This window comes from Chitinophaga sp. (assembly GCF_036569125.1).
Taxonomy (GTDB): Bacteria; Bacteroidota; Bacteroidia; order Chitinophagales; family Chitinophagaceae; genus Chitinophaga.
Window position 1 is genome coordinate 1 of sequence record NZ_DATCRF010000506.1, and the last position, 14,153, is coordinate 14,153.

The following is a 14,153-nucleotide window of genomic DNA, read 5'->3' on the forward strand; positions in this document are numbered from 1 at the left end:
TTTAGCGACAAGGCAGTATCTCCTTCTTTGGCCTGCAGCACTGCTGCTTTAAAATCTGCGTGGGACGAGGCTTCCGGCGTAGCCACAAAACGGCTGCCCACCTGCACCCCTTCGGCGCCCAGCGCAAAAGCTGCTGCCATGGCCTTTCCCGAGCCAATGCCACCCGCAGCTATCACAGGGATCTGCACTTGTTCGCATACGGCGGGTATCAGCACCATGGTGGTAGTTTCTTCCCGCCCGTTATGCCCGCCTGCTTCAAAACCTTCTGCCACCACAGCATCCACACCGGCGGTTTGGCTTTTTAAGGCAAATACGGAGCTGGATACTACGTGTACTACAGTAATGCCGGCCTCTTTAAGCAGGGGAGTCCAGGTTTTGGGATTGCCGGCGCTGGTGAATACGATCTTCACCCCTTCGCGGATAATGATCTGCATTAGCTGCTCAATGTCGGGGTATAGCAGGGGCACATTTACACCAAAAGGCTGTTGGGTAGCTTGCTTGCATTTGCGGATATGCTCCTGCAGCACATCGGGATACATGCTGCCGGCGCCAATTAACCCCAGGCCGCCTGCATTACTAACCGCACTGGCTAAACGCCAGCCACTGGCCCATACCATGCCGGCCTGGATGATGGGGTATTTTATGTTGAAGAGTTGTACAATGCGGTTAGCCATGTTCAATTACGAATTATTTAATTACGACACCGCAAAACGGTGCATGAATGCCATTGAAAGTAATTATGATATGAATAATTACGAATGAATGCAGCGGAAGGCTGAATGCTTAACGCTTAACGCTTAACGCAGAATGCGTAATGCTGCCGCTATATGTAAAAAAAGGCGCCATTATAAATACTTATTACCTGCCATTGATCAGCTGCATCTTATGTAAAGTAATTAAGTTTTTATATTAACAGCATAATTGATCTTTTACCTGCATAGCAATCCCACACATACGAACACTTTCCCAATTCGTAATTCGTAATTAAATAATTCGTAATTAAAACTATCCCAGGTCTATTTCCGTATTATCCCCAATGTTCAAACTCTGGCTTAGCCCGCGGATATTGGCATCGCTGCCGATCAGGGACGATTTTAACACCACCTCATACAGGTTGGTGAAAGAGCCGATAATAGAATCTTTTACAATGGAATAGCTGATCACGGTATTATCCCCTATAGCTACATTGGGCCCAATGATGGAGTGTTTGATATTACAGCCTTCGCCAATACTTACCGGCGGTATAATAATAGTGCCCTCATAAGGCAGCACCGGGTTGTTGGACAGCTTGTATTTTTTAAGCAGGATGGCATTGGTTTCCAGCAGGGTTTCCTTACGGCCGCAGTCAAACCAGTTGCTTACTTTAAAAGGTTTGAACTGCACGTTATGCTGTATCATACATTCCAGCGCATCGGTAAGCTGGAATTCATCGTGCGATTTTATTTTCTGGTCAATATTGTTTTGCAGACACTCATACAGCTGCGCCGTTTCCTTGATCTTGTACAGGCCCACCAAAGCCAGGTTTGATTTGGGGATCTGCGGTTTTTCCACCACGCGGGCAATATGTCCATCCTCATTTACCTCCGCTACCCCGAAGTTGCGCGGGTCATCTACTTTTTTCAATCCCAGCATAGATACGGGTGAGTTGATCAGCTCACTGTAATCCCCTTCACAGATGGTATCGCCCAATACGATCAGGATCTCATCATTCTTCACCAGGTCGCGGGTCAGTAAAATGGCGTGGCCGGTACCTTCGCGGCTGTTCTGTTGTACAAAATGGCAGGTGAGGCCCGGGTATTTCTGCTGTACGTAATGCTGGATCTTCTCTCCCAGGTAACCTACTACAAACACAAATTCCTGTATGCCTGCTTCCACCAGCTGATCTATTATAATACTCAGGATGGTTCTCCCGGCTAGTGGTATCAGCGCTTTGGGTTGTGTATATGTATGCGGACGTAGCTTGGTGCCGGCACCTGCTACTGGTATTATGGCCTTCATTCTTAGCGTTAGGTTTAGAAAATCGGTGCTGCTGTTTGTTGTTCCAGCGCTTACTCTCTGGCCGGATATGGCCCCAGGGGCGTGAAGATAGTAATTTTTTTTAAGTCCATGGTCGATGGCCCATAGTCCATAGCATACTACCTGTGATTAGGTTCTCACGGTATCACTACTGCTACCTAACCAAGTACAATTTCCTCCGCGCACCAGGCAATGGACCGTGGACTATGGTCCATGGACCATTTACAATTGCATTTCATTCCCCTTTAACCTATTTTTGCAGCAAATTTTTAAGCTCCATGCAAAGAGACAACCAGATATTCAATATCATCGGCCAGGAACTGGAACGTCAGCGCCACGGCATTGAACTGATAGCTTCTGAAAACTTTACCAGCCTGCAGGTAATACAGGCCATGGGTACGGTATTAACCAATAAATATGCAGAAGGGTATCCCGGACGTAGATATTATGGTGGTTGTGAGATAGTGGACCAGAGCGAGCAGCTGGCTATTGACAGGGCTAAGCAGATCTTTGGCGCAGAATATGCCAACGTGCAGCCGCACTCCGGCGCACAGGCCAATGCCGCTGTGATGCTGGCCGTTCTGCAGCCCGGCGATAAAATCCTGGGGCTTGACCTGAGCATGGGCGGCCACCTGACCCACGGTTCTTCCGTGAACTACTCCGGAAAGCTGTACCAGCCGTTCTTTTACGGCGTTAACAAAGAAACCGGCCTGGTAGAATATGATAAAATGGAGGAAATAGCGCTGAAAGAAAAGCCGAAGCTGATCGTTTGCGGCGCCAGCGCTTACAGCCGCGATTGGGATTACAAACGCATCCGCGCTATTGCCGACCAGGTAGGCGCTTTTGTAATGGCAGATATTGCCCACCCTGCAGGCCTTATTGCCAAAGGATTGCTGAACTCTCCTTTTGAGCATTGCCACTTTGTAACCACTACTACCCATAAAACATTGCGCGGTCCCCGTGGCGGTATGATATTGCTGGGTAAGGATTTTGAAAACCCCTTTGGCCTGAAAACACCCAAAGGTGAGATCCGCATGATGAGCTCTCTGCTGGATACCGCGGTATTCCCCGGCATCCAGGGCGGCCCGCTGGAGCATGTGATCGCTGCCAAAGCAGTGTCCTTCTTCGAGATCCTGACAGATGAATACGATGCATATGCCCGCCAGATCCTGAAAAATGCCCAGGCCATGGCCAAAGCATTTGTGGATAAAGGCTACCAGATCATTTCCGGTGGTACGGATAACCACCTGCTGCTGATCGATCTGCGCAACAAGAATATTTCCGGTAAAAAGGCAGAGCAAACACTTGTAAAGGCAGATATTACCGTGAACAAGAACATGGTGCCTTTTGACGATAAATCTGCTTTTGTAACCTCCGGTATCCGCGTAGGCGTGCCGGCCATTACCACCCGTGGCATGAAGGAAGAGCATATGCAGCAGGTAGTACAGTGGATGGATGAGCTGCTGCTGGATGCTGATAACGAGGCGCTGATCATCAAGATCCGCAAGGAAGTGAACGGCTTTATGGGCCAGTTCCCCTTGTACCCGGAGCTGTAAAATAATGTGCAGATGTGCAAATATGCAGATGTGCAAATAAAATACAAAAAGCGAATGTCATTGACATTCGCTTTTTGCTTATATAAATCATTGCATTATTCATCTGCACATCTGCATATTTGCACATCTGCACATTAACATTACACCGCCAGTGTAGCCGCCAGGTACGCCATGGCGCCCATACCTATCTCAATGGCATTTTCATCAATATCAAAAGTAGGTGTATGTACGCCGGAAGTGATGCCCCTGGCCTTATTGCCGGTACCCAGCCTGAAAAAACAGGCCGGTACTATCTGGGAGTAAAAAGCAAAATCTTCTGCACCCATGCGCACTTCCGTATCTACCACCTGCTCCTTACCCATATAGGCTTCTGCCAGGGAACGTGCCTGGGCAGTTACTTCCTCGTTATTATATAAAGTAGGGTAGCCTACTAAGATATCAATGTCAATATCCGCACCCATAGCATGCGCCAGCTCAGTGGCCTGCTTCTTAATAAGCTCATGCGCTTTAAAACGCCAGGTTTCATCCATAGCACGGAAAGTGCCCATCAGCTTAACTTCACTGGGAATTACGTTGGTGGTATGCCCGCCATTGAATGCACAGATAGATAATACGGAAGGGGAGAAGGGATCATTATTCCGGCTTACGATCTGCTGCAGGCTTACCACCAGGTGGGATGCTACTAGAATAGTATCCACCGTAAGGTGCGGCGCTGCGGCATGCCCGCCTTTACCTTTAATGGTGATGTAGATCTCATCGGCGCTGGCCATGTACTTGCCACTCCGGAAACCCAGCAAACCGGTTTCCATATTGGGTAGTACGTGCAGTCCTAAAATGGCTTGCGGGCGCGGGTATTCCAGCGCGCCGTCCTTGATCATGAGGCTGGCCCCGCCGGGATGTTTTTCTTCACCGGGCTGGAACAGCACTTTCACGGTGCCTTCAAATTCTTCCTTAACCTGCTGTAATATTCTGGTAGCGCCCAGCACACAGGTGGTGTGCACATCATGCCCGCAGGCATGCATTACGCCTTCATTCTTTGACTTATAGGGAACATTATTGGCCTCTATGATAGGTAAGGCATCAATATCGGCACGGATGGCCACTGTGCGTTTGGAGGGGTTCTTCCCTTCTACCAGCGCTACTATACCGGTACCGGCTACATTGGCCTGGTAACGAACGCCAAATTCATCCAGCTTTTGCTGAATGAACTGTGAGGTGGCATATTCCTGGAAAGAAAGTTCAGGATGGGAATGAATATGATGTCTGATATCTATGAACGCTGGTGCAAATTCCCTGGCTAATGACTTAATTCGGTTCTTCATTCGACAATTCTTTATCCGGAGATACGTTGATGAGGGCAGGTACTACAAATACACTGGGAAACAGGTCAGAGAGCTTGTCGCGCAGCTCAGTGGCTTCCTCCCGGGTTTTAAAATCACCCACACGCACTTTAAAATAAGGCGCCTGAAAGTCAAGGTAGGTACGGTAATCAGGGTAAGCATGCATCACGCGGGCTTTGGCGTCGCTGGCATCGTTCCGGCGGTTGGTGGTGATCACCTGCACACGGAAACCCGGCTGGTTGCGGATAGCCAGTGTATTGATGTAGATCTGTTTTTTGATCAGCATATCAATACGGCTGTCTTTGATCACTTTTACATTACCACCGCTGGCCGTTGCAAAGCTACTGTCCTGCGCAGCGGCTATGCCACCCATCAATACTAAAGCTGCTGTAATCAGATATTTCATATATAGTTAATAATGAAGAATTAATAATTAATACGGCGGGCCGTCATTCATCCCCATCCATCTATCCGACATTCATTCCCACATTCGGGCATCCGAATTTGCACATTTGCATATCTGCACATCTACACTTTTCCCTGGCTTTCCTTCATAATAGCAACGCTGGCACTGCATCCTAACCGGGTAGCGCCCGCAGCTATCAGCTCCTGGGCAAAGGCAAAGGTACGAATACCTCCGGAAGCTTTTATCTGGATATTAGCCGGCAAATGTTGCCGCATCAGCTGTACAGCTGCTACACTGGCGCCTTTTTCCGCATACCCGGTGGAGGTTTTTACAAAATCCACTGCGTATTTGGTGTACAGCGCACAGCACTGTATAATCTCATCTTCCAATAATATGCCACTTTCAATGATCACCTTGATCACTTTCCCTTTGCTGCGCACAATGGGCAGCAGGGTGGCAATTTCCTTTTCCAGGTAAGCCCAGTCCTGGTTGCGGATGGCAATCAGGTTGGCCACTACATCCAGCTCATCGGCCTCGTCCACAATAGCCAGTACCGTTTCCGCTACCTTGGCCTCTATGGCCGAATACCCGAACGGAAACCCGATCACCGTAGCCACTTTTACACCTGTATTACCGGTAAAGGTCTTTGCTATTTTCACAAAGGGCGGCGGTACACATACGGCTGCAAAATCATATTCCACCGCTTCCATGCACAGGGTTTTGATATCCGCTGTAGTGGTAGTAGGCTTTAGGATAGTGTGATCAATGTATCGGTTTAGCAGCATTTAATTACGAATTATTCAATTACGAATTACGAATTGGGAGAGCGAGGGGGAAGTGTCTTTGCTTGAATGTATATTGAATCGCACCAATTATTTTTAGCAATTCTTCGCAATCAGTGATAAAAGTGGTAGCCAGTTTACATTCTATTATATCTGAATCCTTTAAAAGACGTAACCAGTATTTGGTTTCCCTTGCTTCCCGGTAAGCAATATCCAGTTTAGCTTTAAAATCTTTTTTAGAAGAAGCGCCAATGGCCTCTTCCGTATTTGCCCCAATTGATGTGCCGCAACGTAAGACCTGCAAGGCCAGAGCATATTCTTTTTGCTTCTTCAGATATTTGTAAAGTTTTATGATCCTCAAACTAAAGGAATAGCTTTTATCAAGAACTATATTAGTTTTCATGGGATACAATGGATTAATTACAAAAAAAATTACGAATTACGAATCTAGCGCATTCTCCGCATTAATTCGTAATTCGTAATTGAATAATTCGTAATTACCTACAGGTCTTTTCCGTGGCACTGTTTGTACTTCTTGCCGCTTCCGCAGGGGCAGGGATCGTTACGCCCAACCTTGGGGCCTATACGAACCGGCTCCTGGCGCACAGGTTCTGCATTGGTTGCATATTCCTGTTCTGCTGTGGCAGTAGCAGCGCCTTGTCCGTTACCTTCAAACTCCTGGTGAGAGGCGCGCATACGGCTCATATCTGTTTTCTGCTCGCGGCCTTCACGGATCTGCTGCTCCTGTTGCCGGTCTTCCCGTACCGGGATCCCGCATTTGCACAGGAACGATACGATCTCGCGGCTGGTTTCCCCATCCATTTGTTTGAACAGGTTAAACGCTTCAAACTTATAGATCAGTAACGGATCTTTTTGTTCATACACCGCACCCTGTACAGATTGTTTCAGATCGTCCATAGCACGCAGGTGCTCTTTCCATGCATCATCTATCAGCGCCAGGGTAATGCTGCGTTCCAGTGCGCTCAGCGTTTCCTGTCCCTGGGTATCGATCACCTTTTGCAGGTTAGCCAGCACGTTAATGCCTTTTTTACCATCGGTGAAGGGAATGGAAATGTTCTCTATCTGGTGGCCCTGGTCCTTATGGATCTGGGTGATCACCGGCAGGGTTTTGGCAGCTATTTCAGCGGTTTTACGCTCATAGTTTTCCTTAGCCTGGTGGTATAATTTAGTTGTTAACAGTGCAATATCTGTTTTCTGCAGATCTTCCGCCGTAATGTCGGTGTCTATAGAAAAGTTCATGATCACATCCAGCGTAAAGGCTTCATGGTCGCCGCTTTCCTTGTGTGTGGTGATAATGCTTTCCGCCACATCGTAGAAAGAGTTGTCAATGTCAATTGCCAGGCGCTCGCCAAACAGGGCGTGGTTACGTTTGGAGTAGATCACGGTGCGCTGCTTGTTCATCACATCATCATACTCCAGCAAGCGCTTACGGATGCCGAAGTTGTTTTCTTCTACTTTCTTCTGCGCGCGTTCAATGGAGCGGGTGATCATGCTGTGCTGTATCACTTCGCCTTCTTTATAACCCATGCGGTCCATAAGGCCGGCAATACGGTCGGAGCCGAACATGCGCATCAGGTCATCTTCCAGGGATACAAAGAATTGGGAACTACCGGGATCGCCCTGGCGGCCGGCACGGCCACGCAGCTGGCGGTCCACACGGCGGCTTTCATGCCTTTCCGTACCTATAATGGCCAAACCACCGGCTTCCTTAACACCGGGGCCCAGCTTAATATCCGTACCACGGCCGGCCATGTTGGTGGCAATAGTTACGGCGCCTGCCAACCCTGCTTCAGCCACTATCTGGGCTTCACGGGCGTGCTGTTTGGCGTTCAGTACGCTGTGTGGTATTTTTTCAAAGGTGAGCATTTTGCTCAGCAGCTCGGATACTTCTACGGAGGTAGTACCTACCAGCACCGGACGGCCTTTACCCTGTAAGGTCTTGATCTCGTCTATTACGGCGCGGTATTTATCGCGTTTGGTTTTGTATACCAGGTCTTCCGCATCAATACGGGTAATAGGCAGGTTGGTGGGAATGGTTACCACATCCAGCTTGTATATTTCCCACAGCTCACCGGCTTCTGTAACTGCTGTACCGGTCATACCGGCCAGCTTGTGATACATACGGAAGTAGTTCTGTAAAGTAATGGTAGCAAAGGTTTGGGTGGCAGCTTCCACTTTCACGTTTTCCTTGGCTTCAATGGCCTGGTGCAAACCGTCGGAGTAGCGGCGGCCTTCCAGTATACGGCCGGTTTGCTCATCCACGATCTTTACCTTACCATCCATTACCACGTATTCCACATCATTATCAAACAGCGTATATGCTTTCAGCAGCTGCTGTACGGAGTGTATGCGGTCAGATTTCTGTGCAAACTCCTGCAGCAATACATCTTTACGTTGCAGCTTTTCTTCAGCGGTAATATCCAGCTTTTCTATTTCAGCGATCTCTGTACCCACATCCGGCATTATGAAGAAGTTGGCATCTTCGCCGGCCTGGGTGATCAGGTGAATGCCTTTATCCGTTAGATCTACGCTGTTGTTCTTTTCATCTATATGGAAGTACAGCTCCTCGTCCACCTTCGGCATTTCACGCTGCTGGTCGGCCAGGTAATAGTTCTCTGCTTTCTGCAGCAGCACTTTGTTACCGGGTTCGCTCAGGTATTTAATTAAAGCGCTGTTCTTGGGCAGTCCGCGCCAGGCGCGCATCAGCGCTAAACCGCCTGTTTTGGGATCGTCCTTACCTTCTGCTATTAGTTTCTTGGCTTCGTTCAGGAACTGGGTGGTTACTTTTTTCTGGGCTTCTACCAGGCGCTGAATGCGGGGTTTCAGTATATGGAACTCCTGCTCTTCGCCACGCGGTATGGGGCCGGAAATGATCAATGGGGTACGGGCATCATCCACCAGCACACTATCCACCTCATCCACCATGGCATAATGGTGTTTGCGTTGCACCATTTCCTCAGGGCTGTGCACCATGTTATCACGCAGGTAGTCAAAACCAAATTCGTTATTGGTACCATAGGTAATATCAGCGTGGTAGGCGTTGCGGCGTTCCGCGCTGTTGGGCTGGTGCTTATCTATACAATCAACCGTAATACCTAAAAATTCAAAGATAGGGCCGTTCCATTCGGAGTCACGGCGGGCCAGGTAATCATTCACCGTTACAATGTGCACCCCTTCACCGGCCAGCGCATTCAGGTAAGCCGGCAGGGTAGATACCAGGGTTTTACCTTCACCCGTGGCCATTTCGGAAATTTTACCCTGGTGCAGCACCATACCACCTACCAGCTGTACATCGTAATGCACCATATTCCAGGTTACATCACTGCCGGCAGCAGGCCAGGTGTTCTTCCACGTCACTTTGTCACCTTCAATGGTCAGGTATTTTTTGGTAACTGCCAGCTGGCGGTCCAGCTCAGTAGCGGTAGCAGTAAGGGTGGTGTTCTGGGAAAAGCGGCGGGCGGTTTCCTTTACCACGGCAAAAGCTTCCGGTAACAGCTCATCCAGCACTACTTCTATCTGTTTGTCGCGGTCTTTTTTCAGCTTATCTATTTCCTGGTAAATATTGTCTTTGGTAGAAACATCGGCTTCGTGTTCTGCGGCTTCCTGTTTGGCAGCAATAGCATCATCTATATTGGCCAGGTGTTCTTTGATCCGTTGGCGGAAAACCTGGGTTTTATTACGAAGCTCATCCAAAGGAAGGGATTGCAGTTTTTCATACGCCTCATTGATCTGTTTCACACGCGGCGTTAAAGCCTTAACATCTCGTTCAGACTTATGTCCGCCAAAAATTTTTGTCAAAAAACCTAACATGAGTATAAATTATTGAATGCAATAATGGTCAACACAAATAACATGCTTGGAAAATACAGGTGACAAGGTGTCAGCAATACACCTGTTTTTTACAAGGACTGTAAAATTATGAATTATTTACTGATAGGGGAGTATTAATTAACTGGTACTGATAAAGTGATCATTTAAGCCGGCGGGAATTGTCATTTTTAGCGCCGGGGCTTTTTTTACAGCAACCCACAAATGCAGGCATCCATCTATCAATAAAAACAAAATAATCAGGGGCGGGAGTGGAAAATATGCAATAAGTTTTTATAAATTTAAACGTTTTAAGGTCCATACCCGGTAATAACACGTATAAAACTAAATCTAAAATTCACACGTAATATGGAAAAAGGGATACAGTCAAATAAACTATTTGTGGCCAGTTGCCTTGCCCTGTTGGTAACGTCACTTTCTTTTGGTATCCGTGCCGGTATTCTCGGCAGATTAGGAGTAGAATTTCACCTGAATGTAAAGGAGCTCAGTATCATTACAAGCACCGCTTTCTGGGGCTTTCCCCTGGCCGTGGTAGTTGGTGGTTTCATTGTAGATGTTATTGGCATGAAACGGTTGCTGCTGGCAGCCTTTGTATTACACCTGCTGGGCATATTGCTCACCGTGTTTGCCAGCGGCTTCTGGTCTTTATTTATTTCCACCCTGTTCATAGGCATGGCCAATGGTACGGTGGAAGCGGCCTGTAACCCATTGGTAGCCACTATTTTCCCAACCAACAAAACCACTAAGCTCAATCACTTTCACCTCTGGTTTCCCGGTGGTATTGTAATAGGCACGCTGCTGGTGTTCCTGTTTAACCGCATTGGCTTAAGCTGGCAGGTACAGGTAGCTACCATGATCATACCTACCCTGTTATATGGTTACCTGTTTATGCAGCTCAGCTTCCCGGTAACAGAAAGGGTAGCTTCCGGCATCTCTACCAAAGAAATGTACGGAGCCGTGGTAACTCCTTTATTTATAGTAATGTTCATCCTCATGTTCGGTACCGCCATTACAGAGCTGTTCACCGGTCAGTGGATTGAGGTATTGCTGAAGAATGTAACGGAAAACGCCATTCTTATACTGGCATTAACCGCGGGTGTGCAAACACTGGGCCGCGGCCTGGCAGAGCCGGTGGTGCACCGCTTATCGCCTACCAGGGTATTGCTCATCTCCGCTATATTATCTGCCCTGGGCCTGTATATGCTGGCCACTGTAAGCGGTAATATGATCTTTGTAGGCGCATTTATTTTTGGTATGGGTGTTACCTATTTCTGGCCTACTATGCTGGGATTTGTATCTGAGAATATTCCGGAATCCGGCGCGCTGGGTATGAACCTGATGGGCGGCGCCGGCATGTTTGCCGTATCATTATATATGTTGTTTATGGGCGGTTTTTATGATAAGATCATTGCCTCCCAGTTACCCGCAGGCGCGTCGTTGGATGCATACCGCTCCGCAGCTGCCGGCACTACCGAAGCAGCTTCTTTTGTACAGGCGCAGGCAGTGGCCGGCCCTGAGATACTGAAAGTAACCTTAGTCATCCCTATAATCCTGATAGTAGCCTTTACCGGGCTATTCTTCTACATGAAAGGCAGAAAAAAACAACAATTACAAACTGTTTAAAGCGTAATTAAAATTATATGAACCGTAAGCTAAGAATGGGAATGATCGGAGGCGGTAAGGATGCCTTCATCGGAGCAATCCACCGTATTGCCGCCAACATGGACGGCCTGATCGAACTGAAAGCCGGCGCGCTGAGCGTAAACCCGGAAATAGCCGTGGACTCAGGAAAAATGTTATTCCTGGACCCCGAACGTACCTATACGGATTTTAAAGTGATGCTGGAAAAAGAGGCCGCCCGCCCTGCGGACGACCGCCTGGATTTTGTAACCATTGTTACACCCAACTTTGCCCACTTTGAACCCGCCATGATGGCCCTGGATAAAGGCTTTAACGTAGTAATTGAAAAACCCATCACCTTTACCCTGGATGAAGCCAAACAGCTGAAAGCCAAGGTAGAGCAAACCGGTTTAACCCTGCTGCTTACCCATACCTACACCGGCTACCCCCTGGTAAAACAGGCCCGCCAGATGGTGAAGGAAGGCGTGTTCGGCAAGATCCGTAAAGTGTGGGTAGAGTATCCGCAGGGATGGTTAAGCAAAATGTCGGAAAGGGAAGGCAATGCGCAGGCAGCCTGGAGAACAGATCCCAAACGCTCCGGCAAAAGCGGCTGTATGGGCGATATTGGTACCCATGCCGCCAACCTGGCAGAATATATCACAGGCGCTAAAATTGAAAAACTGTGCGCCGACTTAAACATACTGGTACCGGGCCGCGCCCTGGATGATGATGGCGGTGTACTGCTGCGTTTTGATAACGGCGCAGCCGGCGTATTACAGGCATCACAGGTAGCAGCCGGTGAAGAAAATGCACTACGTATAAGGGTATACGGCGAAAAAGGCGGTCTGGAATGGGCGCAGCATGAGCCCAATACACTGCTGGTGAAATGGCTGGATCAGCCCACACAGATCTACCGCGCCGGTGGCAACTACGGTGGCTACCAGAGCAGCTATGCCGTACACAATACCCGCACCCCCGGCGGCCATCCCGAAGGTTACCTGGAAGCATTCGGTAATCTGTACCGCAACTTTGCCCTAACCCTCACGGCTAAGCTGGATGGCACACAGCCATCGCCTGAAGCGCTGGATTTCCCCAGTGTAGAGGATGGCGTGCGCGGCATGGCGTTCATTGATAATGTAGTGCGGTCATCACAGAGCGAGCAAAAGTGGACTACGTTCGAGCTATAATAAGATCATAAATGTAAAATGCGGAATGTAAAATGTAAAAGCAGGTGAGCGTACGCACGCTTTATGCCAACGTTGGCTTTCCGCCTTTACCTTTTACATTTGGCATTTTACAGATGGTATTTTACATTCCTCACAACGGAAACAGATCACAGTATGAAAACAATCAAAGGACCAGGTATATTCCTGGCGCAGTTTGCAGGAGATGCCGCGCCTTTCAATAACCTGAAAAATATTTGTGAATGGGCCGCCGGCCTGGGTTTTAAAGGGGTGCAGATCCCTACCTGGGTAAGCAGCTTTATTGATCTGCAAAAGGCTGCGGAAAGCAAAACCTATGCAGATGAAATTAAAGGAATTGTAAACGCTGCCGGCCTGGAAATCACAGAGCTGAGCACGCACTTACAGGGCCAGCTGGTAGCCGTGCATCCCGCGTATAATGAATTGTTTGATGGGTTTGCACCCGCGCAATACCATGGTAACGCTGCCGCACGTACGGAGTGGGCGGTGCAGCAATTGAAGTATGCAGCTAAAGCCAGCCAGAACCTGGGCTTAAAAGCACATGCCTCCTTTAGCGGCGCGCTCTTATGGCAAACCGTATATCCCTGGCCCCAGCGCCCTTCGGGCCTGGTAGAAACCGGGTTTAAGGAGCTGGCTAAGCGCTGGCTGCCCATCCTCAATGAGTTTGATGCCAACGGTGTGGACCTGTGTTATGAGATCCATCCCGGCGAGGACCTGCACGACGGTATTTCCTACGAGCGCTTCCTGGAAGCCACTGGTAACCACAGCCGTGCCTGCCTTCTGTACGACCCCAGCCATTTTGTATTACAATGTTTGGATTATCTGGAGTATATTGACATCTATCACGAGCGCATCCGCATGTTCCATGTAAAAGATGCGGAGTTCAACCCAACCGGCCGTTCCGGCGTGTACGGCGGTTACCAGGGCTGGATAGACCGCCCCGGCAGATTCCGCTCCCTGGGCGATGGACAGGTGGATTTTAAAGCGGTTTTCAGTAAATTAACGCAATATGGCTTTGACGGCTGGGCAGTAATGGAATGGGAATGTTGTATAAAACATCCGGAAGACGGCGCACGCGAAGGCGCGCCTTTCATCAAAGATCATATCATAAGAGTAACGGAAAAAGCCTTTGATGATTTTGCCGGCACCGGCCCTAATGAAGCGCTCAACAGGAAAATATTGGGACTATAGTAATCCGTAGCTTTTAGCCATTAGCTTTTAGCTAAAAACAAAACATAATCACTAACAGCGAACAGCTAAGTGCTAATAGCTATGTATAACGATCAACATTTAACAACTAAACTTCGAGAATCAAACATGAGAAAGCGATTTTTGGCGCCGTTTGTACTGAGTGCCTTATTCTTTGCAGCCTGCGGCGGTGG

11 protein-coding genes are annotated in these 14,153 nt (G+C 48.5%); 4 read left to right on the forward strand and 7 right to left on the reverse strand.

Annotation, left to right across the window (positions count from 1 at the left end; translation table 11 throughout):
- Both VIM87_RS19070 and VIM87_RS19075 read right to left on the reverse strand, forming a co-directional pair.
- The coding region (locus VIM87_RS19070) for a nitronate monooxygenase (RefSeq protein ID WP_331998536.1) at positions 1-674 on the reverse strand (674 nt) is incomplete at its 3' end.
- 331 nt (positions 675-1,005) lie between these two features.
- Positions 1,006-1,998, reverse strand: coding sequence for a sugar phosphate nucleotidyltransferase (locus tag VIM87_RS19075; RefSeq protein ID WP_331998537.1), 993 nt, complete (start codon positions 1,996-1,998; stop codon positions 1,006-1,008).
- A gap of 296 nt (positions 1,999-2,294) precedes the next feature.
- Here VIM87_RS19075 and glyA point away from each other — a divergent pair, with 296 nt between their 5' ends.
- Positions 2,295-3,572, forward strand: coding sequence for a serine hydroxymethyltransferase (glyA, locus tag VIM87_RS19080; RefSeq protein WP_331998538.1), 1,278 nt, complete (start codon positions 2,295-2,297; stop codon positions 3,570-3,572).
- Positions 3,573-3,712: 140 nt separating this feature from the next.
- Here the strand turns inward: glyA and VIM87_RS19085 are convergent, their stop codons facing one another.
- The 5 genes from VIM87_RS19085 to secA all read right to left on the reverse strand — a co-directional run bounded on the left by VIM87_RS19085 (position 3,713) and on the right by secA (position 9,931).
- Positions 3,713-4,894, reverse strand: a complete 1,182-nt coding sequence (locus VIM87_RS19085) for a M20 family metallopeptidase (RefSeq protein WP_331998539.1) — start codon at positions 4,892-4,894, stop codon at positions 3,713-3,715.
- Positions 4,878-5,318, reverse strand: coding sequence for an SPOR domain-containing protein (locus VIM87_RS19090; protein WP_331998540.1), 441 nt, complete (start codon positions 5,316-5,318; stop codon positions 4,878-4,880). Before VIM87_RS19090 ends, VIM87_RS19085 begins: the two co-directional genes overlap by 17 nt.
- Before the next feature lie 122 nt (positions 5,319-5,440).
- Positions 5,441-6,103 carry a deoxyribose-phosphate aldolase gene (deoC, locus tag VIM87_RS19095; RefSeq protein ID WP_331998541.1) on the reverse strand — a complete coding sequence of 221 codons (663 nt, stop codon included), beginning with the start codon at positions 6,101-6,103 and terminating at the stop codon, positions 5,441-5,443.
- Between the two features lie 19 nt (positions 6,104-6,122).
- The gene (locus VIM87_RS19100) at positions 6,123-6,503 is read right to left on the reverse strand and encodes a four helix bundle protein (RefSeq protein ID WP_331998542.1); all 381 of its coding nucleotides are present in this window, start codon (positions 6,501-6,503) and stop codon (positions 6,123-6,125) included.
- Between the two features lie 98 nt (positions 6,504-6,601).
- On the reverse strand, positions 6,602-9,931 hold the full coding sequence (gene secA, locus VIM87_RS19105; protein ID WP_331998543.1) for a preprotein translocase subunit SecA: 3,330 nt from the start codon (positions 9,929-9,931) through the stop codon (positions 6,602-6,604).
- 366 nt (positions 9,932-10,297) lie between these two features.
- Here secA and VIM87_RS19110 point away from each other — a divergent pair, with 366 nt between their 5' ends.
- The 3 genes from VIM87_RS19110 to VIM87_RS19120 all read left to right on the forward strand — a co-directional run bounded on the left by VIM87_RS19110 (position 10,298) and on the right by VIM87_RS19120 (position 13,962).
- Complete coding sequence (locus VIM87_RS19110; protein WP_331998544.1) at positions 10,298-11,572, forward strand: MFS transporter; 1,275 nt, start codon at positions 10,298-10,300, stop codon at positions 11,570-11,572.
- Positions 11,573-11,589: 17 nt separating this feature from the next.
- Positions 11,590-12,756, forward strand: coding sequence for a Gfo/Idh/MocA family oxidoreductase (locus tag VIM87_RS19115; protein WP_331998545.1), 1,167 nt, complete (start codon positions 11,590-11,592; stop codon positions 12,754-12,756).
- A gap of 153 nt (positions 12,757-12,909) precedes the next feature.
- Positions 12,910-13,962 (forward strand): sugar phosphate isomerase/epimerase, encoded by a 1,053-nt coding sequence (locus VIM87_RS19120; RefSeq protein WP_331998546.1) that lies wholly within the window; start codon positions 12,910-12,912, stop codon positions 13,960-13,962.
- Positions 13,963-14,153: the final 191 nt, after the last annotated feature.